Raw genomic sequence first — 26,778 nt, 5'->3', positions numbered from 1 at the left:
TATTTAAACTTTAGAGCCTAAAGATTTAAAAAACACATACCCAAAACCAATACAAAGCATTAAGTGAAAAGGAAACAACCCAAAGTCTCCACCTTGATCTCCAACTATAAATGCGCTATAAAGGCCAAATGCAAAATACAGCATTAATAAGCCTTCTAGAACCACATTTTTAGATAAGGATTTCTTAAGGTATTTGTTGTTTTTCCAATTGTCTTTGAATTTCTTAATATTGAATTTTGGTGTTCTTACAAATTCACTCTTTTTACCAATATGACCTTCTATTACTGCAATTGAGTTATGAAGCGAAAAGCCCATTGCAATTGAGAAAAACGTAAAGAACATACCAATATATCCAAAGAATTTTTTGAAGCCACTTCCGTAGATGTTTTTGTACATAAACCAGTAGCATACAAAGAAAATGATGGTACTCATTATAAAGAAACTCATAACATAGAAATAGTCTCTCAAATGTGCATATTCATTCTTAATGTACAACATAGGAATACTTAAAATAGCGACAACAAAGATGCTTAAAAACATTGAGCTGTTTAGCAAGTGTAATAAACCGTGTACTTTAGTTTTAGCCGAAATATTTTTAGATTTAATAACACGCCAAAGCATTTTTCTAAAGTTTTCAGCACCACCTTTATTCCAACGGAATTGTTGAGATCTGGCAGCACTAATAACTATTGGTAGTTCTGCAGGTGTTTCAACATCTTCAAGATACTTAAACTTCCAGTTTTTAAGTTGTGCTCTGTAACTTAAATCCAAATCTTCTGTTAGTGTATCTCCTTCCCAGTTACCAGCATCAATAATACAGTCCTTTCTCCATATACCAGCTGTACCATTAAAATTAATAAAATGGCCTTTACTGTTACGTCCGACTTGTTCTAAAGTAAAGTGAGCATCTAATGCAAACGCTTGTATTCTGGTTAATAAAGAGTAGTCTCTGTTAATGTGTCCCCAACGTGTTTGTACAACACCTATTTCTTCATCTTTAAAATAAGGTACTGTGCGTTTTAGCCAGTTAGGTTTTGGAAGGAAGTCCGCATCAAAAATGGCAATAAATTCACCTTTTGCGATTTCTAAACCTTCTTTAAGGGCACCAGCTTTAAAACCAACACGGTTGGTTCTTGTAATGTGTTTTATATCTAAACCTGTAGCAGCTAGTTTTTCTACATGTGCTTTGGTAGAATGGACGGTCTCGTCTGTTGAATCGTCTAATACTTGAATCTCTAATTTATCCTTAGGGTAGTCTAGTAAAGCGATATTGTCTAGTAAGCGTTCCATTACATACATCTCATTAAAAACAGGTAGCTGTATAGTAATGTATGGTATTTCTTCAGGATTATTTAAGTCAAATTTTTCACAAGTACTACGTTTCTTTTTAGACGATAAATAATTATAAAGAAGGTTTAATTGTGCTAATGCGTACATAAAAATAAGTACGATAGCGAGAGTATAAACAACAATAATAAAGTAGTGTAGGTAAATCACTTAAAACTATATTTAAAAATCCATGTTAAGATTTTTACGCCTGCAAATATAGCACCTTTTACCGTTCCTGAAACTTTTGAAACACCTATTCTGTTTTTATATTTTACAGGAATCTCTCTATAGCTTAGTTTTTGCTTGAGTGCTTTTAGCTGCATTTCAACCGTCCAGCCATAGGTTTTGTCTTCCATTTTTAGGACTAGAAGCTTTTCATATTTTATAGCTCTAAAAGGGCCAAGATCTGTGAATGTAGATTTAAAAAAAATACGCATTAATCTGGTAGCTAGCCAATTGCCAAAAATTTGAGGGCCAGTCATAGAGCCTTCTTCTCGCAATTCTTTAACACGTGCACCAACAACAAAATCAATGTTTTCTTCTATAATAGGTTGAACAATTTTTGTGAGTTCTTCAGGATAATCGCTGTAATCTCCGTCTAAAAAAACTACAATATCTGGTGTTTTTGATTGGTCGCTGAGCGAAGTCGAAGCGATGTATTCCATGCCTTTTAGACATGCATGACCATACCCTTTTTGATGTTCTACTAAAACTGTAGCACCAGCTTGTCTTGCATTTTCTTCAGTGTTGTCGGTAGAATTGTTACTTACAACAATAATTTCATCAACAATAGAAGGAATTTCTTTTATGACATAAGGAATAGAGGCTTCTTCATTATAAGCCGGAATAATTACAACTATTTTGGGCATCTAGTTTGTTTGAAGTGCAAAATAAAAGCCTTATTTCTGATTTACCAAATCCATTAAATCGACATCGTTTCCTAGTAGGATTTCGTTAGGATTTATACGTCCTTTCATGCTGTCGTTTTCTAATTTTAAAACACCTCTTGGACAAACAGCGCTACAAATACCACATCCAACACAGCTAGAACGTACAATGTTTTCGCCTTTTTGTGCATAGGCACGTACATCAATTCCCATCTCGCAATAGGTTGAGCAGTTACCGCAAGAGATACATTGTCCACCGTTGGTAGTAATTCTGAATTTAGAAAATAAGCGTTGCTGAAATCCTAAAATCGCAGCCATAGGACAACCAAACCTGCACCATACACGATTACCAAAAATAGGATAGAAACCAGTACCAATAACACCAGAAAAGATAGAGCCGATTAAAAATCCGTAGCTTTTTCTTAAGCTTTCAGATTTAAATAAAAATAAAGTATTGTCTTTGCTAAAATAGTGCAAAGCAAATAATGACATGATAATTACAAAGTAGCCAATAGCACCATATTTAGCGTCTTTAGCTAATTCTTTACGTTTAAAAATAAATGTCCCAACAAAAATTAAGGTTAAAAATGAAGCAACAAAAATTAAAAACGACGATCTTGTAAGCCAATATTTGCTGGTGTCATTACCCAAATAGCTATGTATTACAGCTGTTGTCATTAACACAACAAAAACAAGTACAGAATGAATTACCCAACGTTCTACCTTCCAAGCAAATTGAGATTTGTCACTTAATTGTCTAAAACTATCACCAGCAGTTTCGGCTAATCCACCACAACCACAAACCCAAGAACAGTACCAACGTTTACCGTACTTGTAAGTTAAAATAGGTGTAATGACAAATATTGAAACAATACCAAAAATCAGCATTGCTAAACCAATATTTCCTGCGCTAATAAATGCTTTTACACGATAACTTTCGAAGTTATAGTAATTAAGAGGCCAAATGTTTTTTAAATCGTAGTACGGTAAATCACTATTCATTACGTACATAAATTCTGGAATTAAAAACGCAAAAGCCAACTGAAAAAACATGACCGAAATAGTACGGATTTGCTCATAGCGATTGTGCCTATATTTTAAAATGAATTTATAACCAAACACTAAAATTGCAACTGTATATAGCGTACCATATACAAACCATTGACTAGCGTCTCTGCCACTTAAAAGTTGACTTAAAGGATCAAAAAGAGCAACTAAACCTGTGTTTTCTTCACCTTTTTGAGCTAATCCTAAATATTGAGGGTAAAAATAAAGTACAATGTAAAATAAGGTTAAAACGACACCAATTAGCCAACCGACTAAACCTCTTGAAGATAAAGATTTAAACCAAACACCATCATTTTTAATACCTTTAGATTTGTTTAAGTATAAACTATTAGAAAACCATATAGTCCCAACAAACATTAAACTTAAAGCAATTGTTAAAGTTGTAGCTTTGTTAGGGAATTGAACGTTAAATAATGCTAACACCAAAATAAAAAGTCCTAATATGCCAACTGCTGACGCTATTTTTTGTGTTTTTGTTAATCCGTAAGAATTAGCCAAAGACATACTGTAATTTAATTTTAAGCTCATATTAGTTAGTTTGTAAGGTGTTGTTATATTTTTCTTTTATCTCGTTTTCAAATCGCTTGTAAAATTCTGGATCAAAATTGGCTTGCTCTAGATGATTGATGACAAAGTCTAAATCTCGCTTTTCGGTAAGCCATTTGTCAAAAACTTCGTGTCGTAGCCTTATGCCAAAGGTGTTGATGCCTAAGAACTTGTTAGTGTCTCTGTGATAAGCTATGGTAATACATTTGGTGTCGTCGTCATGTTTCCAATGAAAATGAGCTTCGTAATCCGGCTTTCCTTTTTTACCGTTTACCCAACCATAGGTCTGATATTCGATATCTAAAAATTTAGCACTGTTAAACCAATGTCCTGGTTTATATTCTAGTTTATTGCCACAAATGGTTTGTGCTAATGTTTCGCCCATCATGCGACCTGTGTACCAAACCGCTTCAATCGGTCTACGATTACCAATAGCTTGGCGTTGTTCAGCACAGTCACCGATTGCATACACATCATTGATGTTGGTTTCTAAAAAGCGATTGACTAAAACGCCTTTATTGGTTTCAATATTACTTTCTTTTAAAAATGAAATATTAGGTGTTACACCTGCTGTTAAGCCTACAAAATCACAAGGAATTTCTTCGCCAGTTTCTTCAATAATGATGGATTTTACTTTTCCATTATCATCAGAAATGATTTCTTTTAAATTAGTTGAAAGTCTTAAATCGATATGATGATTTTTAATATGTCTGTTTATCATTTGGCTTTCGCCTTCAGGTAAAACGCTATTCCAAAAACTGCTTTCACGCACCAAGAAAGTCACAGGAATATTTCTAGAATTCAACATTTCTGCCAATTCAATACCAATGAGTCCTCCACCTACAATGACTGCGCGTTTACAGACTTTGTTGTTTGGTGCATAGATTTCAAGATGTTCTAAATCTTGTTTACTGTATAAGCCTTGTACACCTTTTAGATCTTCACCTGGCCAACCAAACTTGTTAGGTTTGCTACCTGTTGCGATGACTAATTTGTCATAACTCATTTGGTCTCCTTCAGCAAAATGAAGTGTATTATTATCAGTATCAATCTCATTAACGAAACCTTTTTTCAGTTCGATATTATTTTTCTTCCAAAACCAATTTTCGTAAGGTTGTGTGTGCTCAAACTTCATATGTCCCATATATACATACATAAGCGCAGTACGCGAGAAAAAATAATCGCTTTCAGCAGATATAATGGTGATTTTTTTATTAGATAACTTTCTAATATGTCTGGCAAGAGTAACGCCAGAAATACCGTTACCTATTATGGCTATGTGTTCCATTGTTTTGGTTTAGTTGATGCTTAAGTCGCATTTAAAGATAAGACCTTAAAAAATGAATTCAATTTAGAAAGTATTTAAATTAACAATTTCTTGTAAGGTGTTGTGTTTTATTAAGACGTGGCTTTTCTTTATTTTTATGATATGAGAATAGTAGTTGTTTTTTTGGTGGTTTTAATTTTTGGGTGCTCTGCAGCGCCTTATAAACCAAGTAAAATTAATGGCGTAAGCTTTGTTGCTGCGAGAGATATTGTGGATAGTACGCATGTAGCACCAGTAGTTAAGGTCAATGCAAATTATGCAGCAATTATGCCCTTTGGATTTATAAAAAACCTTGAGCATCCCGAAATTATTCATAACACAGACAGACAATGGTTTGGTGAAACCAGAGCAGGAGCAGAGCAATACATTTCCGAATTACGAAAAGCCAATATTAAGATGATGATTAAGCCACAAATCTGGGTTTGGAAAGGTGAGTTTACAGGTGAAATAATGATGACAACAGAAGCGGACTGGAAAGCTTTAGAAGAGTCTTACACAAGCTTTATTTTAGAATATGCAGATTTGGCAGAAAAAGTTAATGCAGAGATATTTTGTATTGGTACAGAGTTAGAGTTGTTTGTAAAATTTAGACCAGCATATTGGTCTCAATTGATAGAAAAGATAAAAACAATCTATAAAGGAAAATTAACGTATGCAGCCAATTGGAATGAGTTTGCCAAAACACCATTTTGGGACCAATTAGATTATATTGGTATTGACGCTTATTTCCCACTTAGCGACAAAAAAACGCCTACTTACGAGGATTGTTTAAACGGTTGGAAATCTCATAAACCAATTATAGAAAAACTTTCTAAGCAACAAGACCGACCAATATTGTTTACGGAATATGGTTACAGAAGTGTAGATTATTCTGGTAGACAACCTTGGGTGTCAGATTATACCATGAGAGATGTGAATCTTGAAGCACAAGTAAATACGACTAAAGCACTACTAGACACCTTTTGGTACGAGAACTGGTTTGCGGGAGGTTTTGTTTGGAAATGGTTTATTATGCATGATGAAGTTGGTGGACATGATAACCCAATGTTTACTCCGCAAAATAAGCCTGTAGAAGCTGTGCTTTCCGATACATATGCTCAATTTAAATAGAAAAGTTTAAATTAAACTTGTAATGTAAATTGTTAGGGTTCGTCTAAATCTTATAAAAAAGCAATGATGAACCAACCTAATTTACCATTAGGTATTTATGTAATCAACAATGAACATTAAATGTTTTAGGTTAGCTATAGTTCTGTTAATTGGTCAATTAAGTATAGCTCAAAATACCATTTCAGAGATTCAAATAGAAGGCAATAAAAGAACTAAAACCGGTTTTTTAAAACGATTGGCTTATGTAAAAGTTGGAAGCGATCTAGATTCCACAGACATAGCATCAGATGTAAGGCGATTTAGACTCCTGCCTTCTGTTGCCAGTGCGTCGTTTACCACTGAAAAATTAGATAACAATACTTATAAGCTAACGTATAAGGTGGTAGAGAATTTTGCAATAATTCCAGGTCTCAATGTTTCTCAAGATGTAAATGAAGATTTGGCATATAGACTATCACTCTTCGATTTTAATCTATTTGGGCAAAATCAAATTATTGGTGGTTTTTACAGTAAAAATGTATTTGATTCTTACGGTGTGTTTTGGGAAGCGCCAAACCTTTTTACACGAAAATGGGGAATTGGGCTCAATTATCAAAACAACGTTTTGCAGCAGCCTATATTTTTTGAAGATGAGCGCGATGTTAATTACAAGTTCAATGCGAGAGCTTTTGAGTTTAGGGTTTTTTATGAGCATAATTTTAACAACAGGATTGAGCTCGGTTTCAATATAGCTAATGAAGACTATGATTATCTAGATGGTAACTTGCCTTCTGATATACCAGAACATCTTAGCTTAAATCGTTTTTCAATTATAGGAGAGTATGAATATAATAACATAACGAACGAATATCAGTATGTTGAAGGTTTTAGAAGTGTATTCACATTTAATTTAACAGCTTCAGCAGAAGGCAATACAGAGTTACTTAAAAACTTTTTTATTGGTAGAAATGATTTTGAATACTTTAAACGGATAGGAGATAAAGGTAATTGGGCAAACCGTTTAAGACTAGGTTATGCTACCAATGATACTACACCGTTTGCTCCCTTTGCACTAGATAATCAGCTAAACATTAGAGGTGTTGGTAATGTTATTGATAGAGGTACAGCATCTATAGTGTTAAACACAGAATATAGGCATACAGTTTTTGAAAAAGGCTGGTTTGCTTTGCAAACCAATGCTTTTATAGACGCTGGTACATGGCAAGATCCAGGAGGCGAATTAGAAGATCTAGTACAAGGTAATAACACAAGTTTATTTACGGGTTTAGGTTTGCGGTTTATACATAAACGTATTTTTAATGCTGTTTTTAGGATTGATTATGGTATAAGTCTTGGGAACAAAGCTAATAATGGTGTGGTTTTTGGAATAGGGCAGTATTTTTAACTATAATTTAATTGAAGAAAAATTATACGTTCTTTCATTCTATTAGTTTTGTAAAAAAATAATCATATGCGAACATTTGCTATTGGTGATATTCATGGTGGACTTAAAGGTTTAAAACAAGTTTTGAAAAGAGCTGAGGTTACAACTAATGATTGTCTTATCTTTTTAGGAGATTATGTAGATGGTTGGAGTCAATCCGCTCAAGTGATTGATTATCTCATAGAGCTTTCCTCGTATAATAAATGCATCTTTATAAAAGGAAACCATGATGTTTGGTGCGAACAATGGTTAGCAGAAGGTAGTGTTAATGATGTTTGGTATGTGCACGGTGGAAAAGAAACTATAGAAAGTTATGAGGGCTTTTCGAAAACACAAAAAAAAACTCATCTCGATTTTTTTGAAGCTATGCCGCTATACCATATAGATGACGAAAATCGTTTGTTTTTACACGCTGGTTTTACATCTACGCATGGTGTACAAAAAGAAATTCACAGAGAAAAGTTTTATTACGACAGAACACTCTGGGAAATGGCCTTAACAATGGATAAAAGAATTAAACAAAATTCTGAATTATTTCCAAACAGGTTAAAACGTTATAAAGAAATTTATATTGGCCATACACCAACTACAAGATTCAATAAGTACGAACCAATGCAAGCAGTAAATGTTTGGAATGTAGATACAGGTGCTGCTTTTACGGGAAAATTATCTGCTATAGATGTTAATACTAAGGAGGTTTTTCAAAGTGATACATTAATGCATTTGTATCCAAATGAATTGGGTAGGAATAAATAACTAAACAATATTCTTCTTGTAGTAAGCCAACATCTCATCAGCAGATGCACCAAGCCATTTTTTAATATGTATGGTCCAGAAGTGATATTGAAGTTTCCAGATGCCAACTTTTTTATAAAGCCGTGCCGAAGTTTTAATTTTTTTATTGATGACTGTAAATTGGTTACGTTTGTACAATTCGCCAATTAAGATGTTGTCTTCGTAAATAATATAGTTTTCATTGTAGCCACCAATTGTATCAAATAGTGACTTGGTAATAAACAAACTCTGATCACCACCACGACAGGCTTTGAAGTTAAATTGTGTGAGCCAGCCAGCAAGTCTCAGCCACCAATGACTACTATCAAATTCCATTCTAAAACAACCGGCTTCATGACCATTTTTTACTTTGTCGACAATCAACTTATCAAAGTTTTTAGGTGGAAAGGTGTCAGCATGCAAGAAGTAAAGAACTTTTCCAGTTGCAGCTTTTGCACCAATATTCATTTGCTTTGCACGTCCTTTTGGTGAAGAGATAAGTTTTACGTCAGTTCGAGTGAATTTTTTTACAGTTTCGATTGTTCCATCAGTGCTTCCGCCATCAACCACAATAATTTCTGAAATATTTTCAGGTGAAGAATTCTCTGTAAGATGTAGCAATAGTCTGCCAATGTTATTGGCTTCATTCAATACTGGTATTATAATGCTAATCATATTTCTACTTACGGAATATTTAGGATTAAGGTTTTAATCATTCAAATTCCAACTGTAATTTTTAAAACTCTTTTTTGCCTTTTCGGAAATGGTAATATCGCTATAGCGATTTAAAAAATCAATAAGACTACCGTCTTGTTCAAAATCTTTCTTAAACCATCTAAAAATTTTGGACAGCTTAATATTATCTTCTGAGATTTCGTTTTTTGTTGTGTCTGTTAAAAATTCTTTTGTGGCATTTGTAAGCTGTTCGTCAAGGTTTTCTGCAGTAAATGCTGTATTTTGTAGTTTTGGGCAAGACTCTGAAGCACAAACAATAGCAAAGTGAATACGAGGTTCATCCATTTTTCTTAGAATTTTATGCTCAATGTCATTAAGGTTTAACCATTTGTCATCAAACTTCCAAAGTCTTTGATCCCAAGGGTCTTTTATGTCTTTTATGCTTTTTAAAGGGTAATTTCTAATAATTAAATCAACGGTTAAGGCATTGTAGGCATTAATCCAATAGGCAATTTTTTCGTTTTTAGAAGCTGTTTCAAGTAAAGCGTAATCCTCTTGCAATGTTTTTATATAACAGTCTAATTCTGCCTTATTTTCTTTTAAGTTTTCGTAATATACTTCACCATTATTTGATACATAATTTTCCAATAGTGTTGACCATTTAGAATGATTAATTAACACACTAGTTACAGTATTATCAGATATTTTCACTAAACCTGTAGCGTTAAACAACGATATAGTTATTAAAATAAATAGATACCTCATACTTGGTTAAATCTCATGTGTTATTCTCAAATTTGAGACTTTTAAAAGCAATTCTTTTATGGAAGCCTTCTTCACTGTAAAGCCTAATGTTAGTCAAGTATTAATACTAAACCTTACAAAACGCACTTACAGTATTAAATTATTTAGCAACAACCTCCACCATCATAATGAAAGGTAGATTCGCTAATAAAAATATCATCTCTTTCCAAGGCAGCAAACGCACCAGCAGTTTTGTCACAAACAGCTAAGGGCTGATTTTTTAACAACACGTGTCCTGCATTATCATCAAAATAATCATCTTCTCCATAATAGATGGCCGCTTTCCCAGTAAAAATACAAGGCCCATCTGCTGGCATAGGATCTTTAATAGCTGCCACTTCAATAGACTCTATGTAGATCAATTCATCCGTTGGGTAATGTTTAGGATCTAAAATTCGGTAGGGTTTACGTGCTCTAATTTCAATAGTGCCAAAGCCAGCGTCTGTAAGTGCTTTTACATAGTCAGCAATTGGCAAGCTACCACTTAAACAAAGTGCTCTTAAGCGTTCGTCGTTTCGTAAGTCGTCGTTCATTGGTTGCTCGCAAGTAGGATCGCTCATTACCAAACGTCCGTGAGGTTTTAGCACACGATACATTTCTGCAATGGCTTTCTTTAGATCATCAGCTTTGAAAATATTGAACAAACAATTTTGAGCTGCTACATCAATGCTATTATCTTCAACAGGAAGATTCATAGCATCACCTTTTTTAAGATCAACAAATTCAGATTTAAACCAATCGTTTTGTTCTTCTGCTATTTTGAAATTTTTACGAGAAGCCTCTAACATTTCATCAACAACATCAACACCAATAACTCCTCCTTTTTGTCTGCTGAAATATGCAAATTGAAGCAACTCCATACCTCCACCAACACCAACATAAAGTGTTTTAGGGTTATTGGTTAAATCGCGCGCATGCACTGTTGAACCACAACCGTAGTTCATCTCTTGCATAATTCTTGGAATTTTTAATCCTGGTAGTTCCCAAATAGGATTTGTGGTACAACATAACCCAACATCTGGTGTTAGTGCAGCTTCTTTATAAACATCTTTTGTGGTTTCTAGGTAACTCATATTTCTAAGTATTAAGTATGAAGTAAAAAGTAAGAAGTGGTATTATTTATGAATACTATATACTTTTAATTAATTCTTTAAATAATGTAATCATATCAGGTTCTGCTTTGTTGGCCATGGAGATAATCTCTGCAATATCCACTGGCTTTAAATTATCTGGATCACATTCATCTGTCAAAACAGATACAGCAGCAGCTTTTAAGTTAAGATGATTTGCTACAATAATTTCTGGAACAGTACTCATGCCAACAGCATCTGCTCCAATAATTTTTAACATTCGGTATTCAGCACGAGTTTCTAGTTGCGGACCAACAACCGAAGCGTACACACCTTTGTGAAGTGTAATGTTGTGTTTTGCAGCTATACTTTCAAATTTTGAAATAATTTCCGTATCATAAGGAGCGCTCATATCGGCAAAACGCTCACCTAATTCTGAAACTCCTTTAAATGCCAAAGGAGAACTTCCTTGTAAATTGATGTGGTCGTCAATAAGCATTAATTCACCTTTTTTGAAATCTAAATTGACTGCGCCAGCAGCATTAGATACTAAAAGCGTTTTAATACCTAGTTTTTCCATTATTCTTACTGGAAATGTAACATCTTGAAATGTGTAGCCTTCATAAACATGAAAACGTCCTTGCATTACCACAACTTTTTTGCCCTCTAGAGTGCCATAAATTAATTTCCCTTTGTGAAACTCTACAGTTGCTGTTGGGAAATTTGGGATATGATTGTAGCTAGCCTGAGCTATGATGTCTATTTCATTAATTAATTCTCCTAATCCTGTACCTAAGATGATGCCCACCTCTGGATTGTCAAAACCTTTTGATTGAAGGTATTCTGTGCTTTCTGTTATTTGTTTAATCATTAAGTTGTTGTATTTTTTCTTGTAATTTTTGATTGTTTTTGTAAAAATCTGAAGCAATTAAGTCTTCATAAGTATCAATATCATTTAAGGTCTCTAAAATACTGACAGAAATATTGAGATTATGTAACTCTTGTAACGTAGTTTGAAGCAGGTGAGGTTGACTCCAAGGTTTGTTTTTGAATAGTTCTGGAATCGCATGCTGTAATCCTATAAGGTAATAACCACCATCCTCTGCAGGACCAAAAGTTGCTTTGCTTTCCTGCAATGCATTTAAACCATTTTTAATATGTTTAGCGCTGATGTCTGGTAAATCTGAACCAATTAACACAATGTTTTTATAGCCGTCATTAAAGCCATCATTAAAAGCATTGTACATCCGTTCTCCCAAATCAGAGCCTTGTTGTTTGTACTTCGGAAAGTTAGTCCATTCGTTAGCATCTATTTCTTTAGAAAAGTATATACGAACATCTGATCTTATTTCAGAAATTGCTTTTTTAGTGATTTTCAAAAGTTCTTTATACACCTCAAGTGCGCCAAAATCTCCTATAGTTTTTGCTAATCTGGTTTTTACAGAACCTAATGTTGTGTTTTTTACAAACACTATGACGAGCGTTTTAGTCATAAATTTTAATGCCTTTTAAGAGCCATTGGCTCCATTCTTTAGAAAATACATGAACATTTTCAGTGGTCTCATTGTTGAGATTGTAAACTTTAAAGTCGTTATTTTTCCATTCAAAAATCCCGCCAAAAAGATTGTAAACATTCGTGTATCCTTCGTTTTTGAGTTGTTCTGCAATATCTTCAGATCTTATTCCCAAAGAGCAGTACACAACAATCATTTGGTCTTTGTTGTTGAGTTGTTCAATGGTGTTTTTTAGATTGAATTCGTCATAACCAATATGTATTGCATCTTTTAGATGGCTAACCTCATATTCTCTAAGCTCTCTCGCATCTAAAAGAATGGCATTAGTTTTTGGCATTGCTAACTCTTGAACAGAAATGTACGGTACACTTTCGTTATTGTATTTTTTTAATAATTCTGAAAGGGATTCTTGAGCGGATAAAATCCCCGAGAAAAGGAATAATGTGTATATAATTTTCTTTTTCATGGTTATAAGATTCCTACTTTCGTAGGAATATGTTACGCCACAGTACCTTGGCAACTGCTGCCAGCACCAGCTGTACAGCCATAGCAATGCTGTGAAATGACGATGTTTCTTCCTTCTAATAGTTCTTCATTATATTCTGAAATGTGCTTCACTTTACTATTTACAGGCAATTCTAGCATTTGATTAAAATCACAATCGTATAAATAACCATCCCAACTTACTGAAAGCGTATTGGTGCACATTACATTGGCAACAGCAGCAGGATTGTAAGCTTCAACCAATTGATACATATAATCTTCATAGTTTTCTGAAGCAATAAGATAATCTAAAAATCTACTAATAGGAAGATTAGTAATGGCAAACAAATTATGAAATTGAATACCGAAATCTTCCATCAATGCTTTTTTAAAATCCTTTTCCATTGAAGCTTGGTTGCCAGGCAAAAAAGCGCCTGATGGATTATAAACCAAATCTAACCGTAAGTTGCTGTCTGGCATACCATAACCAACAGCGTTAAGCTCTTGTAATGCTTTTATGGATTTGTCAAAAACGCCATCACCACGTTGCTTGTCGGTTTTTCCACGCGTCCAATGAGGCATAGAACTTACAACGTGTACATTATGCTTTTTGAAAAACTCTGGCAAGTCGTAATATTTTTTATTAGCTCTAATAATGGTAAGATTAGAGCGTACTATAAAATCCTTAATGCCTGCTTTTGAAGCTTCTTCGACAAACCATCTAAAATTTGGATTCATCTCTGGCGCTCCTCCTGTTAAGTCTAGCGTGTGTGCTTCAGTATTTTTAATAACTTCTAAACATTGTTCCATGGTTGCTCTAGTCATTATTTCTTTTCGATCTGGACCAGCATCTACATGGCAGTGCTCACAAACCTGATTGCACATATAGCCAACATTTATTTGAAGAATTTCTAAGGTTTTAGCTTTTAGTGGAAACTGATTGGTTTCAGCGATTTTGTCTTTAAAAGTGGGTAATTCACCATTTTGAAAAATTCCATTTGAAAGAATTTCAAGCTGTCGATTACTATTTGCTAAATCACTCTTGTGTTTATGTAAAGATTTGGTAGCCATTAATTAATTTATCTTTTTTGTATATATCTACGAGAATAAGGGTTGGGGAGTTTTACTTTTAACCATCTAATTTGTTTACCTTATTCATCATCTGCACACCATGAACTAAAGATGCGCCACCTCTTATAGCACCAGCTACATGTAAAGCTTCCATCATTTCTTCTTTGGTAATACCTCTTTGTAGACCATCTCCGGTGTAAGCATCTATGCAATATGGACATTGAATCGTATGTGCTACAGCGAGTGCAATTAATGATTTTTCTCTTTCTGAAAGTGCTCCATCCTTAAAAACAGAATTATAATATTCAAAAAATTTGCTTCCAAGTTCTTCATTCCAGTCAGATATTTTTCCAAATTTTCTTAAATCGGCTGGGTCGTAATAGGTTTTAGACATTCAAAATAGTTTTAAAATTGTACGAAAAATCAATATAATGCTTTTTGTCGAGGTTAATTCTTAAAGATTACAGAAAACGAGTAAAAAAACGAGAAGCATTAAACTTGTAGTTAATCAATATTCTGTTTTATCTTCTTTTTTCTCCCATTCTTTAAAGGGTTTAATGGCAATCTCTGGTGCTAATTGTTCAAACGGAATACTTCTTTTGTTATATGGTAATGGGATTTCCTTGTATATAAATTCATCATCAAATCCTATGTTTGCTGCATCTGCTTGGTTGCTTCCGTAATACACCTTATCTGGTCTTGCCCAGTAAATAGCACCTAGACACATAGGGCAAGGTTCGCAAGAGGTGTAAACCGTACAGCCTTCGAGTTGAAAAGAGCCTAAGTTTTTGCATGCATCTCTAATAGCTGTTACTTCTGCATGTGCAGTTGGGTCGTTGGTTGAGGTTACTTTATTATTGCCTCTGCCTATTATTTTTCCATCCTTTACAATTACACAACCAAAAGGGCCACCTTCATTATTGTGCATTCCCTTTAAAGCTGCATTTACAGCTTCTAGCATAAATTTTTCTTTCTCTGTCATAAGTCAGTCTATCGTTAATCTTGTTTATAACGTAAAAATAAGTAATGCATATGTTGAATAACAATTATTTAATGACTAAAAATAGGTATTTGCTTTAGCGTTACATCTAAAAATAATATCTTTAATCTTTAATAATTCACCAATGAAATTGTTGTTTAAAATTTAACCAAAATCATATGCACACTGAGCCAAAATTAGCACGTTTCAACCAAAATGTGTTGTCTAAATATCAGATTTACAATAGTATATTTATGACGCTTCCTTTTGATACATTATCAAAAACTGTAGCGTTACTACCGTTATTCTATGAAACTTGTAAAATAGGTTTTGAAGAAAAAAATGACCCAACGACCATAGTAAATAGCTTTTTTGAAAAATACCAAAGTCAGCTGAATGAAAAAGGACAGATAGACTTATTATTTCGTTTTATTCAATATATAGAGCGTCAGGTTGTGTTATTTGATGCTGTAGAAGATGCTGCATTTTCGATTGTAAATAATATGGAAGGAGTAGGTTCTTTAAGAAGCTTAAAAGAAAATGCGACTGCTCAGCACAAAAAGGAGTTGCTGAAACAGTATTTAGAATCTTTTAATGTAAGAATTGTTTTAACAGCGCACCCTACTCAGTTTTATCCTGGGGCTGTTTTAGGTATTATAACAGACTTAGCCGAAGCAATAAAGACTGATAATTTAACAGAGATTAGTGAGCTATTAGGGCAACTAGGAAAAACCCCTTTCTTTAAAGATCATAAACCAACTCCTTATGATGAGGCTGTTAACCTAATTTGGTACTTGAAAAATGTTTTCTACCATTCATTCGGAAGTATTTATGATTATGTTCAGCAGAACATTTTTGATTATCAAGATATTAATAATTCTATTGTAAATATTGGATTCTGGCCTGGAGGAGATAGAGATGGTAATCCGTTTGTGACGCCTCAAATTACACTTAATGTTGCTAAGAAATTAAAGGAATCTATTGTAAAAAATTACATTAAGGACATTAAATACTTAAGGAGACGATTAACCTTTAAAGGTATTAGAGAGCACATTATAGATGTGAACCATAAGCTTCATAATACATTGTTAAATAGGGAAAATCAAATAACGCTTGAAGAATTAAAGACAGCTTTGAATCAGATAAGAACACGACTTGTCGAAGAACATCAGTCTTTGTATTTGGACAAGGTAACTTCAATGATTAATAAAACCACTTTGTTCGGTTACCATTTTGCGAGTCTAGATATACGACAAGATAGTCGTGTGCATGATAAAATGTTTAGATCGCTCGTAGGTGAATTAATTGATAATGAAAGTGATTTGTTTCCGAAGCATTTCTTTGAATTATCCGAGGATGACCAAAAATTACATTTGGCCTCTTTAAAAGGTTCAATTGGTACAATAGAGTTTAAAGAAGAACTTTCTCAAGATATTGTAGAAACCATAAGAGCTATGAAGTCTATTCAAGAGACTAATGGCGAAATAGCTTGTAGTCGTTACATTATTAGTAATAATCAAACCACAATGAATGTGTTACAATTGTTTGCTATGCTAAAAATTGTAGCATTTAATGATAATTTAACCGCTGATGTGGTGCCGCTTTTTGAGACTGTGACTGATTTAATTGCTGCACCAAAAGTAATGGAGGAGTTGTACACCAATCCGCATTACCGTGCACATTTAGAAAATAGAAATAACAAACAAACTATAATGCTAGGGTTTAGTGACGGTACCAAAGATGGTGGTTATCTTATGGCTAACTGGGCAATTTTTAAGGCGAAAGAAGCCTTAACAACGTTATCTAGAAAGTATGATATTGATGTTATTTTCTTTGATGGTAGAGGTGGGCCACCTGCGCGTGGAGGCGGAAAAACACATCAGTTTTATGCATCTTTAGGTCCAACTATAGAGGATAAAGAAATTCAGTTGACAATTCAAGGGCAGACAATTAGTTCTAACTTCGGAACTTTAGATTCTTCGCAATACAATATGGAGCAACTTATAAGTTCGGGTATTATGAATCGACTTAATGATAAGAATACAGAAATGGCTCCAGAAGATAAAGCGGTTATGAATCACTTAGCTGAGTTGAGTTATCAGACTTATGTAGATTTTAAAGGGCATCCTAAATTTTTGTCTTACTTAGAGCATATGAGTACTTTGAAGTATTATGCTAAGACAAATATTGGTAGTCGACCTTCAAAGCGAGGTAAGTCTGAAGGCTTAGATTTTAATGATCTTAGAGCCATCCCTTTTGTAGGTTCTTGGAGTCAGTTAAAACAAAATGTACCTGGATTCTTTGGTGTTGGTACAGCTCTAAAGCATTATGAAGATAAGGATGAGTTTGAAAAAGTGCAGCATTTGTATAAAGAATCACGATTTTTTAGAACTTTAATTGCTAATAGCATGATGTCCTTGTCTAAGTCATTTTTTGACCTAACGCGTTATATGGCAGATGATCCTGAATACGGAGATTTCTGGAAATTGATTTACAAAGAATATGAAACTACAAAACGTCTTATTTTAAAACTTACTGGTTTTGAAGAATTAATGGAAGATGAGCCTGTGGCTAAGGCCTCTATTGCTGTAAGAGAATCTATAGTATTACCATTATTGACCATTCAGCAGTATGCATTAAAGAAGATGCAAGAATTAAAAAATGCAGGTGAGAAGGATGAAGCTAAGATTGCAGTATTTGAAAAAATGGTAACAAGATCCTTGTTCGGAAATATCAATGCAAGTAGAAATTCTGCTTAAGAAAGCAGACAGAAAAATTTATAAAACAAAACACTCTCTAAAATTAGTTAGAGGGTGTTTTTTACAATTTAAATTAAAACAAGTTATATAACGATTAATGTTCGTTCAATCTGAAGTCTGGGTAAGCATCCATGCCATGTTCATGTGCATCAAGACCTTCTAATTCTTCAAGTTCAGAAACTCTAATACCTACAGTTTTCTTTAAAGAAAAAATGATTAAAAATGAAGACGCAAGGCAGATGGCAGCATAAGCCAAGACACCATAAAGTTGAGGCAAAAATGATAGTTCGTTAGCGGCTTCTAATGCAGAAGCTACCACATTACCGTTTGTATTTAAAAAATCACCTGCATCATTAGTTAATGGTTTAAAACCAAGAATCCCTACTGCTAAAGTTCCCCAAATACCGCATACAAGATGTACGGCTATAGCTCCAACTGGATCATCTAGTTTAAGTTTGTCAATAAAACTAACAGCTAGTACAATAATAATTCCGGATACGGCGCCAATGATAATAGCATCTGTAGGACTCATAACATCTGCTCCTGCTGTGATACCAACTAGTCCGCCAAGTATACCATTCAAAAACATAGTAAGGTCAAGATTTTTGAACATAATTGTTGAGGTTATGGCAGAAAAAACACCTCCGGCAGCTGCGGCAAGACATGTAGTTACAAGTGTTAATGATGTCGCTTCTGGATTTGCAGAAAGTACAGAGCCACCATTAAATCCAAACCAGCCTAACCATAGGATTAGTACTCCTGCAGTGGCGATTGGTATGTTGTGACCAGGTATAGCTTGTAGTTTTCCGTCTTTAAATTTTCCGATTCTTGAACCTAATAAACATACAGCAACTAATGCAGCCCAACCACCTACTGAGTGTACAAGCGTTGAGCCTGCAAAGTCGTAGAATCCAAGCTTGTCTAAAAATCCACCTCCCCATTTCCAAGAGCCAGCTATAGGGTAAATTAATCCTACATATAAAACTGCAAAAACCATAAATGGACCAATCTTAATGCGTTCTGCAACGGCTCCAGAGACGATAGTAGCTGCGGTTGCTGCAAACATACCTTGAAATAAAAAGTCTGTCCAATACGTGTAGCCTTCATTATAGGTTAAGTCTAAAGTACCAGAATCTGTCAATGGTGCATCTAACCCGAAACCAGAGAATCCTATGAAACCGTTAAACTCGCCAGGATACATGAGATTAAAACCTATAAGGTAATAAAGTAAAAGACCAGATGTGATGATAAAAATGTTTTTGAATAATATGTTTAATGTGTTTTTTTGACGTGTTAATCCTATTTCTAAGAAAGCAAACCCAAGATGCATAAAGAAAACCAGGGCAGTGCAAATCATCATCCAAACATTGTTTGTAGTAAATAATTCCATTGTTTTAGTTTAAAGTTTGACCGCCTTTTTCCCCCGTTCGTATTCTGTAGCATTCCTTAATGTCAGATACGAAGATTTTACCGTCACCAACTTGTCCTGTAGCTCCAGATTTTAAAATGGCATTAATAGTTACTTCCTCAAAATCGTCATTCACTACAATAGATAGATAACGTCTTTGTATGTCACTAGTACTATATGAAACGCCCCTGTAAACATGGCCTTCTTTTTCATTACCAAGACCTGTAACGTCCCAATAAGAGAAGAAATTTACACCAACTTCATGCAGTGCGCTTTTAACAGCCGAAAATTTTGATTTTCTAATAATGGCTTCAACTTTTTTCATTGAAATAAATTTTGATTTGCGTTCAAATTTATAATAAATAAAAATATAACCCCTAAATTTTTAGGGGTCATCACATATAATTATGATATAATCAAATTTTAACCCTAAAAATTAAGAGGTTTGTAATTTGAAAATAAGTTAAAATAAATTAAGGGTTGTTTAAAAGAAAATGTTTTAGTTGGTTGTAGCTAGAAATTTTGACACTCTTCTTTTCTTTATGTAGAATAGATTTAATCTGAGAAGGCATTTCTATTTGGTCTGCTATTTGTTTTGGCATTACTGGTAAAAACTTAATAGGATGTGCTGTTTCTAAGAAAATACCATAAGAATCAGGATGTTGAGTTATGTAATTTTTTAATGCTAAATAGCCAATAGATCCATGAGGATCAGCTGTATAATTGTACTGCGTTTTTAAAAAGTTTATGGCATCAAGTGTTTCAGAATCTGTGTAGCTGTAGCCAGAAAGATTTGCTCTTAATTGCTCAAAATTGTTGTTGTGAAGTGCTTCAATCCTTATAAAATTACTTGGTGCACCAACATCCATAGCATTACTTATTGTAGCAATAGAGGCTTTAGTTAGGTAGTTACCTGTTTTTAAGTATTCAGGTATAATATTGTTTGCATTGGTGCCTGTAACAAAATGATGAATAGGTAAGCCTAGTTTTTGTGCCATCATGCCAGCGCAAATATTCCCATAATTACCACTTGGTACCGAGAAGACCAGTTTTTTGTCCTTTTGTTTTAATGTTTTGTATGAAAAGAAATAGTAAAACATTTGTGGTAGCCATCGCGCAATATTAATTGAGTTTGCTGAAGTTAAATTACGTTTGCCTTTTAAGTCTTGGTCTAAAAATGCCGTCTTAACCATGTCTTGGCAATCATCAAAAACTCCATCAACTTCAAGTGCTGTAATATTCTGACCAAGCGTTGTAAGTTGTTTTTCTTGTATATCGCTAACCTTTCCACTTGGGTATAAGATTACAACATCCACGCCATCTACACCTAAAAAACCACTAGCAACAGCTCCGCCTGTGTCACCAGAAGTAGCTACTAAAACCGTAATTTTATTTGTGTTTTGATTTTTACTGTTGAAATAACCAAGACAACGTGCCATAAACCTAGCGCCAACATCTTTAAATGCCATAGTTGGTCCGTGGTACAATTCTAATGAAGCTATGTTTTCATCAATTTCAACTATTGGGAAATCAAAACTTAAAACATCTTTTAAAATTGGTTTTAAATCTTCTTCAGGAATTTCATTTCCAACAAATTGTTTTATGGCTTCGTAAGCAATGTCAACATGACTCAGGTTTTCAATATTTTGAAAGAAAGAATCTGGTAATTGTTGAATTGTCTTTGGAAAATATAAACCCTTATCAGGCGCCAATCCTCTAATAACAGCTTCTTCAAGTGAAACTTCTGGTGAGTTATGGTTAAGGCTAAAATATGTCATTGAATTCGTGTTCCTGTTTTACTTATATGAGATACGTAAGTGTTATAATCAATGCCAGAGTTTTTATAAACGGCATCCATTGCTGCTTCAACTTTTTGCGCCGTTTCAAGATTTTTACTTAGTGCGAAAATTGATGGTCCAGAACCAGAAATACCAGCTCCCAAAGCACCTACGGCAATTGCAGATTGTTTAACATCGTCAAAAAGTGGAATTAATTTTTTCCGGTTTGGTTCTGCCACCAAATCAACCAAACAACGGCCAATTAAATCAAAGTCATTTCTGTGTAAACCACTTATTAATCCACCTACATTAGACCATTGTGTAATAGCTGTTTTTAAATCGATTTGTGTTGGTACAACTTTACGTGCATCTTCAGTTTTAATTTCAATTTGAGGGTGAATAATAGTGGCGACCAAATTTGTAGGTGTTGGTATGCTGACTATGTCTAAAGGTTCGTAGTTTTTAACCAGAATAAAGCCTCCGTAAATTGCTGCTGCTACATTGTCTGCAATTGCAGAACCACAAGCAGCTACTTCACCTTGCATAGCAAACTTAGTAAGTTCTAAATTTGAATATTTATTGCCTAATAAATGATTTACAGCAAACGCAGTGCCTGAAGCACTTGCAGCGCTACTCCCTAATCCACTACCAGGCTTAAAGTTTTTGAAAATTTGGATGTCTAATCCGAAGTTGGCCTTACTGTCTTCAAGCATAAGCAGAGCAACAACTCCAGCAACATTTTTATTGGCTTCGTATGGGAGATTTGCGCCTTCGATTTTAGAAATGACAACGTCTTTGCTATCTGTTTTAGTGAAAATCATGTCGTCACCCAAAGTTTCTAATGCAAAACCCATGGCGTCGTAACCGCACGATACATTGGCAACAGTTGCAGGTGAAAATACTCTAATTTGATTCATGATTTTTTAATTTCTTCCTAAAGTAATGATATCTCCAAATAAACCAGAGGCTGTAACTTCGGCGCCAGCACCAGCACCTTTTATAATTAGTGGTTGTTCTGTGTATCGTTCGGTGAAGAATAATACAATATTGTCTTTTCCTTTTAGATTGTAAAAAGGATGTTCTTTGTCAATTTCTTTTAATCCTACACTTGCCTTCCCATTGTTAAATTCGGCAACATATTTTAGCTGGCAATCGTTGTTTTGTGCTGATTTGTATAGCTTGCTAAAGTGTGAAGCTTCGCTTTTTAAAGTATTGTAGAAGTCGTCAACAGTCTTAGCCGCTAAGCTTTCTTTAGGCAAAAATGATTGGTTTTTAATGTCTTTTAAATCGAGTTTATAACCGGCTTCTCTGGTGAGAATTAAAATCTTTCTGACAACATCTACACCACTGAGGTCTATTCTTGGGTCAGGCTCTGTATAGCCTTCTTCTTGAGCTTGTTTTACGATGTCATGAAAACTGCTCGTATCATCAAAATTATTGAATATAAAATTCAGACTTCCAGATAAAACAGCCTGAATAGAAGTGACTTTATCACCTGAGTTAACAAGGTTGTTTAGTGTGTTGATTACAGGTAAACCTGCGCCAACATTGGTTTCGAATAAAAATGAAGCATTGTATTTTCTTGATAAATCCTTCAATTCTTTATAATCTGAATATTTTGAAGAACAAGCAATTTTATTGCAAGCGATTACTGAAATACTTTCCATTAGATAATTTTTGTAGGTTTTTGCAACGTCTTCATTTGCTGTAACATCTATAAAAATACTATTGCTGAGGTTGAGTTCTTTTATGGTATCAAAAAATAATTTATGAGATTGCTTTTTGCCTTTTTGTAACTGTTCGCTCCATGTAGTTAGGTCAATACCTTCTTCTTCAAAAATCATTTTTTTAGAGTTGCTTATGCCAACAACTCTAACATTAAGTAGGAGATTTTCATTAAGATAATCGTGTTGTTTTCTGATTTGGTTCAATAAAATACCACCAACATTTCCAACACCAACAATAAAAAGATTGAGTGTTTTAATCTGTTTTTCAAAAAAGCGATTGTGTAATGCTGTGAGTGCTTTTTTTATGTCTTTGTACGAAATAACGGCTGAAATGTTTCGCTCAGAAGCGCCTTGAGCAATAGCTCTAACATTGACATTGTTGTTGCCTAGAGCTCTAAACATTCTGCCACTAATACCTTGGTGATTTTTCATGTTATCTCCAACAACAGCAACAATGGCTAGGCTGTCTTCAATGAGTAAAGGCTTTATTTTCTTTTTTGAAATTTCGTAAACAAATTCTTCATCCACAACGTGTTTTGCCTTTTTAGATTCAGAGCTAAAAACACCAACACAAATAGAATGTTCTGATGACGCTTGGGTAATTAAAACCACATTGATGTTGTTTCTTGATAGCGCGGAAAATAAACGCTTAGAAAACCCTGGGACACCAACCATACCGTTACCTTCTAAAGTCAATAGAGCTATGTTTTCAATATGACTTATACCTTTAACAGGTTGCTTTTTGTCTTTGCCTTTTTTGGTAATTAAAGTGCCTTTTTCATCTGGTGAAAAAGTATTTTTTATCAGAATCGGAATCTTCTTTTGCAAGGCTGGCTGAACAGTTGGCGGATACAGTACTTTTGCGCCAAAATGAGACAGTTCCATCGCTTCCTGATATGATATTTCTTCTATCGGAAATGCTTGTTTTACCAATTTGGGATTTGCGGTGTACATGCCACTAACATCAGTCCAAATTTCTAATATATCTGCTTTAACAGCTGAGGCAATTAAAGCTGCTGTGTAGTCAGAGCCACCTCTTCCTAATGTTGTGGTTTCGTTATTTTTGTTTTTGGAAACAAAACCTGGCAGGATAACAATTTTGTCTTTATTCTTTTTGAAAAACGAAGAAATATTAGTTGTAGTTTCTTTTGTTTTTACTGCTGCATTAGTGAATGTTGAATCCGTTAAAATCAGTTCTCTACTGTCTTTTAAAGAAGCGTTTTTTACAGTTTGTTGTAATGCTTCAGAAATGATGAAAGAGGATAAAAGTTCTCCAAAACTTACAATCTTATCAATGGTTTTGTTGGAAAATTCGTTTATAAGATAAAGCCCTTGAAGAATTTGTCTTAATTCTTCAAGTTTGGTGTTGACTTCATTTAATACTGCTATTTTGTTTTTGTCTTCAATTAATTCTTCAACAGTGTTAATGTGACGATTGACAATGTTTTGAAATACTTCTAAGTATTTTTCATCTTTATTTGTGGCAAGATTTCCGGCTTCAATAAGTAGGTCCGTTGTGCCTCCTAAAGCTGAAACAACAACTGCAATCTTATTTTTTTTAGATTCACTTTCTAGAATCTTTATAACCTTTGATATGTTTTCTGAATTGGCAACTGAAGTGCCGCCGAACTTAAGTACTTTCACTTGTAAATCATTCTTTTAACAAGTATATTAAAAATTGTGTAAAGAGATTGGTGTCTAAGTAAATATATTACATAAAAACTAAGGTCGTGATGTTTTTTGAAAAGCGGTAATCTGTAAAAACCAAAAAACCCGATTCATTCGAATCGGGTTTTTGATGGTGGTGCCTCCAGGAATCGAACCAGGGACACAAGGATTTTCAGTCCTTTGCTCTACCAACTGAGCTAAGGCACCAATTGCTTAATTAAGCGGATGCAAATATAAATTCATTTTTAGTATTACCAAAAAGAAAATTGTAAAATTTGATTTTATAAATTTGTTCCATATAAAAAGCATATGAATCTTATCATTGATGTCGGTAATACTTTTGTGAAATTAGCTGTTTTTCAGAATGATGAGCTAATTCATAAGGTTAGCTTTAAACTTTTGGAATTTAAAAAGGAATATAAAAAGCTAAAAAAGGATTTTCCGAAATTAAAACAGGCTATTATTTCCTCTGTTGGTAAATTATCTAAAAAGCAAATAGATTTAGTTGAGCAAGATTTAAAAGTTTTGGAATTAAGCCATAAGATAAAATTACCTTTTAAAAATCTTTACGAAACACCACAAACTCTAGGTGTAGACCGTATAGCATTGGTAAGTGCATCGGTAAGTCAGTTTCCAGATAATAATGTGTTAATTATAGATGCTGGTACTTGTATAACCTATGATTTTGTAACTGATAAAAATGCGTATTTGGGTGGTGCTATTTCTCCTGGAATTAGACTAAGATATCATGCGCTTCATAATTTAACTGCAAACCTTCCGTTATTAGAAAAGCACCAACCAGAAAACATAATTGGTAGTTCGACCGAATCCTCCATACACTCTGGTGTAATTATAGGAGTTGTTAAAGAAATTGATGGTGTTGTAGACCAATATACAGCTGAACACCAAGATTTAACAGTTATTTTAACAGGTGGTGACACCAATTTTTTGTCAAACCAATTAAAAAATAGCATATTTGCGAATTCAAATTTTCTATTGGAGGGTTTGAATTATATTCTAGATTTTAATTCAAAATAATGATAAAGAGACTCATTGTAATTTGTATTGCAATTATAAGTTCTAGTGTTTTTGCACAACAGGGTACAGCATCACCATATTCATTTTACGGAATAGGTAGCCTTAAGTTTAAGGGCACTGTAGAAAATCGTAGTATGGGAGGTATTAGTGTTTATTTAGATAGTATTCACCTTAACCTTAGAAATCCAGCATCATACGTTGGTAAAAATATAGACGCTTATCCATATGATGGCGAGAGTAGACCAGTAAAATTTGCTGTAGCAGGTACTTCATCTAATGTAACCTTAAAAGGCGATTCAGGAGAAGCAGAAGGCAATAGTTCTACCTTCGATTACATCGCATTGTCAGTTCCAATCGGTAAATTTGGTCTTGGTTTTGGACTTATGCCATATACCTCAGTGGGATATAAACTAGATGACATTAACGATAATGATGATATTGTTAATCGCTTTAGAGGTGAGGGTGGCGTAAACAGAGTGTTTGCAGGTTTTGGATATCAAATTTCTAATAAATTTAGTGCAGGAGTTGATGTAAACTATAATTTTGGTAATATCCAAAATTCAGCTATTGAGTTTGCTTACACGCAAGATGGTGAGTTGGTAGAGCTTCAAACTAGAGAAGATAGTAGGTCTGATTTAAGCGGTCTGAATCTTAACTTTGGGTTGGCGTATAAAACAAAGATTTCCGATAAACTAGAATTATCAGCAACGGCTACATTTGCTCCTCAGAGTAAACTAAAGTCAGATAATAGGCGTTCTATATCAACTGTCGAGGTTTTGGACTTAACAACAGATTCAGAAATTGTACTTAATACTATTGAAATAGATTTAGAAAGTCAAAATTTAGAAAAAACAGATTTAACATTACCTTCAAGATGGTCTATTGGAACAGGTCTTGGTAAACCACAATCTTGGTTTGTAGGAGCAGAGTATACATTTCAGAACACAAGTGATTTTTCTAATCCATTTTATACTAATGATGTTTCTTCCTTTGAGAATGCCTCGCAAATTTCTTTAGGAGGATTTTTTATCCCTGATTATGATGCTTTTACAGGATATTTTAAACGTGTTGTTTACAGGGCAGGAATTAACTTTGCAAATACAGGCTTGGTAGTAAAAAATGAATCGATAAAAGAGTTTGGCATATCTTTTGGTTTAGGATTACCAGTTGGTCAAAGATCTCGGGATCCATTCTCAAATTTAAACCTAGGTCTTGAAATTGGAAAACGAGGAACAACTAACAATAATTTAATTCAAGAGAATTTTATAAACTTCAATGTAAGTTTATCTTTAAACTCTAGATGGTTTAGACAAAAGAAGTACAACTAACAATAATAAAAA

24 protein-coding genes and 1 tRNA gene are annotated in these 26,778 nt (G+C 34.0%); 6 read left to right on the top strand and 19 right to left on the bottom strand.

Going from position 1 to position 26,778, the window contains the following annotated elements; translation table 11 throughout:
* Positions 1 to 3: 3 nt before the first annotated feature.
* The 4 genes from FC091_RS14795 to FC091_RS14780 are packed head-to-tail and all read right to left on the bottom strand — an operon-like array spanning position 4 to position 5,118.
* A complete protein-coding gene (locus FC091_RS14795) occupies positions 4 to 1,437 on the bottom strand; it encodes a cellulose synthase family protein (protein WP_171032530.1) in 1,434 nt (477 codons plus the stop codon).
* Positions 1,438 to 1,493: 56 nt separating this feature from the next.
* Positions 1,494 to 2,198 (bottom strand): glycosyltransferase family 2 protein, encoded by a 705-nt coding sequence (locus tag FC091_RS14790; protein WP_138435132.1) that lies wholly within the window; start codon positions 2,196 to 2,198, stop codon positions 1,494 to 1,496.
* 30 nt (positions 2,199 to 2,228) lie between these two features.
* Positions 2,229 to 3,812: a 4Fe-4S binding protein gene (locus FC091_RS14785; protein WP_138435130.1), complete on the bottom strand. Its 1,584-nt coding sequence runs from the start codon at positions 3,810 to 3,812 to the stop codon at positions 2,229 to 2,231.
* A 1-nt stretch (position 3,813) separates the two neighbouring features.
* On the bottom strand, positions 3,814 to 5,118 hold the full coding sequence (locus FC091_RS14780) for an NAD(P)/FAD-dependent oxidoreductase (RefSeq protein ID WP_138435128.1): 1,305 nt from the start codon (positions 5,116 to 5,118) through the stop codon (positions 3,814 to 3,816).
* A gap of 141 nt (positions 5,119 to 5,259) precedes the next feature.
* Here FC091_RS14780 and FC091_RS14775 point away from each other — a divergent pair, with 141 nt between their 5' ends.
* From FC091_RS14775 to FC091_RS14765, 3 genes are all read left to right on the top strand, one after another.
* Positions 5,260 to 6,267 carry a glycoside hydrolase family 113 gene (locus tag FC091_RS14775; RefSeq protein ID WP_138435126.1) on the top strand — a complete coding sequence of 336 codons (1,008 nt, stop codon included), beginning with the start codon at positions 5,260 to 5,262 and terminating at the stop codon, positions 6,265 to 6,267.
* Positions 6,268 to 6,376: 109 nt separating this feature from the next.
* The gene (locus FC091_RS14770; protein WP_138435123.1) at positions 6,377 to 7,651 is read left to right on the top strand and encodes a POTRA domain-containing protein; all 1,275 of its coding nucleotides are present in this window, start codon (positions 6,377 to 6,379) and stop codon (positions 7,649 to 7,651) included.
* 66 nt (positions 7,652 to 7,717) lie between these two features.
* Positions 7,718 to 8,446, top strand: a complete 729-nt coding sequence (locus tag FC091_RS14765; RefSeq protein ID WP_138435121.1) for a metallophosphoesterase family protein — start codon at positions 7,718 to 7,720, stop codon at positions 8,444 to 8,446.
* On the opposite strand, the gene FC091_RS14760 is transcribed toward FC091_RS14765, so the two are convergent.
* The 9 genes from FC091_RS14760 to FC091_RS14720 all read right to left on the bottom strand — a co-directional run bounded on the left by FC091_RS14760 (position 8,447) and on the right by FC091_RS14720 (position 15,063).
* On the bottom strand, positions 8,447 to 9,139 hold the full coding sequence (locus FC091_RS14760) for a TIGR04283 family arsenosugar biosynthesis glycosyltransferase (protein WP_138435119.1): 693 nt from the start codon (positions 9,137 to 9,139) through the stop codon (positions 8,447 to 8,449).
* Positions 9,140 to 9,172: 33 nt separating this feature from the next.
* Positions 9,173 to 9,904 (bottom strand): DUF547 domain-containing protein, encoded by a 732-nt coding sequence (locus tag FC091_RS14755; RefSeq protein ID WP_138435117.1) that lies wholly within the window; start codon positions 9,902 to 9,904, stop codon positions 9,173 to 9,175.
* A 143-nt stretch (positions 9,905 to 10,047) separates the two neighbouring features.
* On the bottom strand, positions 10,048 to 11,016 hold the full coding sequence (gene arsM, locus FC091_RS14750; protein WP_138435115.1) for an arsenosugar biosynthesis arsenite methyltransferase ArsM: 969 nt from the start codon (positions 11,014 to 11,016) through the stop codon (positions 10,048 to 10,050).
* 55 nt (positions 11,017 to 11,071) lie between these two features.
* The gene (locus FC091_RS14745; RefSeq protein ID WP_138435113.1) at positions 11,072 to 11,884 is read right to left on the bottom strand and encodes a purine-nucleoside phosphorylase; all 813 of its coding nucleotides are present in this window, start codon (positions 11,882 to 11,884) and stop codon (positions 11,072 to 11,074) included.
* Positions 11,877 to 12,506: a TIGR04282 family arsenosugar biosynthesis glycosyltransferase gene (locus tag FC091_RS14740; RefSeq protein ID WP_138435111.1), complete on the bottom strand. Its 630-nt coding sequence runs from the start codon at positions 12,504 to 12,506 to the stop codon at positions 11,877 to 11,879. The genes FC091_RS14745 and FC091_RS14740 overlap by 8 nt, the downstream gene beginning before the upstream one ends.
* Complete coding sequence (locus tag FC091_RS14735; RefSeq protein WP_138435109.1) at positions 12,499 to 12,993, bottom strand: rhodanese-like domain-containing protein; 495 nt, start codon at positions 12,991 to 12,993, stop codon at positions 12,499 to 12,501. The genes FC091_RS14740 and FC091_RS14735 overlap by 8 nt, the downstream gene beginning before the upstream one ends.
* A 32-nt stretch (positions 12,994 to 13,025) precedes the next feature.
* Positions 13,026 to 14,081, bottom strand: coding sequence for an arsenosugar biosynthesis radical SAM (seleno)protein ArsS (gene arsS / locus FC091_RS14730; protein WP_138435107.1), 1,056 nt, complete (start codon positions 14,079 to 14,081; stop codon positions 13,026 to 13,028).
* A gap of 58 nt (positions 14,082 to 14,139) precedes the next feature.
* A complete protein-coding gene (locus FC091_RS14725; protein WP_138435105.1) occupies positions 14,140 to 14,475 on the bottom strand; it encodes an arsenosugar biosynthesis-associated peroxidase-like protein in 336 nt (111 codons plus the stop codon).
* Between the two features lie 114 nt (positions 14,476 to 14,589).
* A complete protein-coding gene (locus FC091_RS14720) occupies positions 14,590 to 15,063 on the bottom strand; it encodes a nucleoside deaminase (protein WP_138435103.1) in 474 nt (157 codons plus the stop codon).
* A 176-nt stretch (positions 15,064 to 15,239) separates the two neighbouring features.
* On the opposite strand from FC091_RS14720, the gene FC091_RS14715 reads away from it, so the two are divergent.
* Positions 15,240 to 17,819, top strand: coding sequence for a phosphoenolpyruvate carboxylase (locus FC091_RS14715; protein WP_138435101.1), 2,580 nt, complete (start codon positions 15,240 to 15,242; stop codon positions 17,817 to 17,819).
* A gap of 94 nt (positions 17,820 to 17,913) precedes the next feature.
* On the opposite strand, the gene FC091_RS14710 is transcribed toward FC091_RS14715, so the two are convergent.
* From FC091_RS14710 to FC091_RS14685, 6 genes are all read right to left on the bottom strand, one after another.
* Positions 17,914 to 19,209: an ammonium transporter gene (locus tag FC091_RS14710; protein WP_138435098.1), complete on the bottom strand. Its 1,296-nt coding sequence runs from the start codon at positions 19,207 to 19,209 to the stop codon at positions 17,914 to 17,916.
* Between the two features lie 4 nt (positions 19,210 to 19,213).
* Positions 19,214 to 19,552, bottom strand: coding sequence for a P-II family nitrogen regulator (locus FC091_RS14705; RefSeq protein ID WP_138435096.1), 339 nt, complete (start codon positions 19,550 to 19,552; stop codon positions 19,214 to 19,216).
* Positions 19,553 to 19,700: 148 nt separating this feature from the next.
* The gene (gene thrC, locus FC091_RS14700) at positions 19,701 to 21,005 is read right to left on the bottom strand and encodes a threonine synthase (RefSeq protein ID WP_138435094.1); all 1,305 of its coding nucleotides are present in this window, start codon (positions 21,003 to 21,005) and stop codon (positions 19,701 to 19,703) included.
* Positions 21,002 to 21,922 (bottom strand): homoserine kinase, encoded by a 921-nt coding sequence (locus FC091_RS14695; protein ID WP_138435092.1) that lies wholly within the window; start codon positions 21,920 to 21,922, stop codon positions 21,002 to 21,004. Before FC091_RS14695 ends, thrC begins: the two co-directional genes overlap by 4 nt.
* A 6-nt stretch (positions 21,923 to 21,928) precedes the next feature.
* Positions 21,929 to 24,376: a bifunctional aspartate kinase/homoserine dehydrogenase I gene (gene thrA, locus FC091_RS14690; protein WP_138435090.1), complete on the bottom strand. Its 2,448-nt coding sequence runs from the start codon at positions 24,374 to 24,376 to the stop codon at positions 21,929 to 21,931.
* Between the two features lie 155 nt (positions 24,377 to 24,531).
* Positions 24,532 to 24,607 (bottom strand) — tRNA-Phe (locus FC091_RS14685).
* A gap of 102 nt (positions 24,608 to 24,709) precedes the next feature.
* Between FC091_RS14685 and FC091_RS14680 the strand changes: the two genes are divergently transcribed.
* Both FC091_RS14680 and FC091_RS14675 read left to right on the top strand, forming a co-directional pair.
* A complete protein-coding gene (locus tag FC091_RS14680; RefSeq protein ID WP_138435088.1) occupies positions 24,710 to 25,438 on the top strand; it encodes a type III pantothenate kinase in 729 nt (242 codons plus the stop codon).
* Positions 25,438 to 26,766 (top strand): hypothetical protein, encoded by a 1,329-nt coding sequence (locus tag FC091_RS14675; protein ID WP_138435086.1) that lies wholly within the window; start codon positions 25,438 to 25,440, stop codon positions 26,764 to 26,766. The genes FC091_RS14680 and FC091_RS14675 overlap by 1 nt, the downstream gene beginning before the upstream one ends.
* The last annotated feature ends 12 nt before the right edge of the window (positions 26,767 to 26,778 follow it).

Origin of the sequence: Winogradskyella algicola (assembly GCF_005869935.1) — a bacterium.
Lineage (GTDB): Bacteria > Bacteroidota > Bacteroidia > Flavobacteriales > Flavobacteriaceae > Winogradskyella > Winogradskyella algicola.
This window is presented reverse-complemented; position numbering and strand designations above follow the sequence as displayed.

What these genes read in the sequence shown, in the direction of transcription:
- FC091_RS14795 (WP_171032530.1), bottom strand. Translation starts at nt 1,437, where the DNA reads ATGTACGCATTAGCACAATTAAACCTTCTTTATAATTATTTATCGTCT.
- FC091_RS14790 (WP_138435132.1), bottom strand. Translation starts at nt 2,198, where the DNA reads ATGCCCAAAATAGTTGTAATTATTCCGGCTTATAATGAAGAAGCCTCT.
- FC091_RS14785 (WP_138435130.1), bottom strand. Translation starts at nt 3,812, where the DNA reads ATGAGCTTAAAATTAAATTACAGTATGTCTTTGGCTAATTCTTACGGA.
- FC091_RS14780 (WP_138435128.1), bottom strand. Translation starts at nt 5,118, where the DNA reads ATGGAACACATAGCCATAATAGGTAACGGTATTTCTGGCGTTACTCTT.
- FC091_RS14775 (WP_138435126.1), top strand. Translation starts at nt 5,260, where the DNA reads ATGAGAATAGTAGTTGTTTTTTTGGTGGTTTTAATTTTTGGGTGCTCT.
- FC091_RS14770 (WP_138435123.1), top strand. Translation starts at nt 6,377, where the DNA reads ATGAACATTAAATGTTTTAGGTTAGCTATAGTTCTGTTAATTGGTCAA.
- FC091_RS14765 (WP_138435121.1), top strand. Translation starts at nt 7,718, where the DNA reads ATGCGAACATTTGCTATTGGTGATATTCATGGTGGACTTAAAGGTTTA.
- FC091_RS14760 (WP_138435119.1), bottom strand. Translation starts at nt 9,139, where the DNA reads ATGATTAGCATTATAATACCAGTATTGAATGAAGCCAATAACATTGGC.
- FC091_RS14755 (WP_138435117.1), bottom strand. Translation starts at nt 9,904, where the DNA reads ATGAGGTATCTATTTATTTTAATAACTATATCGTTGTTTAACGCTACA.
- arsM (WP_138435115.1), bottom strand. Translation starts at nt 11,016, where the DNA reads ATGAGTTACCTAGAAACCACAAAAGATGTTTATAAAGAAGCTGCACTA.
- FC091_RS14745 (WP_138435113.1), bottom strand. Translation starts at nt 11,884, where the DNA reads ATGATTAAACAAATAACAGAAAGCACAGAATACCTTCAATCAAAAGGT.
- FC091_RS14740 (WP_138435111.1), bottom strand. Translation starts at nt 12,506, where the DNA reads ATGACTAAAACGCTCGTCATAGTGTTTGTAAAAAACACAACATTAGGT.
- FC091_RS14735 (WP_138435109.1), bottom strand. Translation starts at nt 12,993, where the DNA reads ATGAAAAAGAAAATTATATACACATTATTCCTTTTCTCGGGGATTTTA.
- arsS (WP_138435107.1), bottom strand. Translation starts at nt 14,081, where the DNA reads ATGGCTACCAAATCTTTACATAAACACAAGAGTGATTTAGCAAATAGT.
- FC091_RS14725 (WP_138435105.1), bottom strand. Translation starts at nt 14,475, where the DNA reads ATGTCTAAAACCTATTACGACCCAGCCGATTTAAGAAAATTTGGAAAA.
- FC091_RS14720 (WP_138435103.1), bottom strand. Translation starts at nt 15,063, where the DNA reads ATGACAGAGAAAGAAAAATTTATGCTAGAAGCTGTAAATGCAGCTTTA.
- FC091_RS14715 (WP_138435101.1), top strand. Translation starts at nt 15,240, where the DNA reads ATGCACACTGAGCCAAAATTAGCACGTTTCAACCAAAATGTGTTGTCT.
- FC091_RS14710 (WP_138435098.1), bottom strand. Translation starts at nt 19,209, where the DNA reads ATGGAATTATTTACTACAAACAATGTTTGGATGATGATTTGCACTGCC.
- FC091_RS14705 (WP_138435096.1), bottom strand. Translation starts at nt 19,552, where the DNA reads ATGAAAAAAGTTGAAGCCATTATTAGAAAATCAAAATTTTCGGCTGTT.
- thrC (WP_138435094.1), bottom strand. Translation starts at nt 21,005, where the DNA reads ATGACATATTTTAGCCTTAACCATAACTCACCAGAAGTTTCACTTGAA.
- FC091_RS14695 (WP_138435092.1), bottom strand. Translation starts at nt 21,922, where the DNA reads ATGAATCAAATTAGAGTATTTTCACCTGCAACTGTTGCCAATGTATCG.
- FC091_RS14680 (WP_138435088.1), top strand. Translation starts at nt 24,710, where the DNA reads ATGAATCTTATCATTGATGTCGGTAATACTTTTGTGAAATTAGCTGTT.
- FC091_RS14675 (WP_138435086.1), top strand. Translation starts at nt 25,438, where the DNA reads ATGATAAAGAGACTCATTGTAATTTGTATTGCAATTATAAGTTCTAGT.